This is a genomic window from Pseudomonas sp. Soil_N_39 (assembly GCF_057655955.1).
Map to the genome: position 1 here is coordinate 1 of NZ_JBDGLI010000068.1, position 281 is coordinate 281.

Consider the following 281-nt stretch of genomic DNA (forward strand, 5'->3'; position numbering starts at 1 on the left):
ATTCTGGACGTCTATAATTCGCCCCACTTCCGGCGCAGTCGAAACGGAAAACTCCTTGAGATTCAATGAGTTAAGTAGGTTTCGAAGGGGTTTTGCTTCAGTTCATCGAAGCCTGGAAGGAGCAGATAGAGCGGTGTTGTTTGGCTCTATCAGCGGTTCGATCTTCTCGGTCGAAAGCGGTGAAAAAGAGGTGTTGACAGCAGTGAGTAACGCTGTAGAATTCGCCTCCCGCTAACGAGAGATCGGAAGCGCAAGTGGTTGAAGTTGATAAGGAAACTTTG

Annotated in this window: 1 protein-coding gene; it reads left to right on the plus strand. The window is 48.4% G+C overall.

What is annotated here, in order from left to right; all coding sequences use genetic code 11:
- The coding region (locus AC3A5O_RS28845) for a hypothetical protein (RefSeq protein ID WP_487754029.1) at positions 1-235 on the plus strand (235 nt) is incomplete at its 5' end.
- Between the last annotated feature and the right edge of the window lie 46 nt (positions 236-281).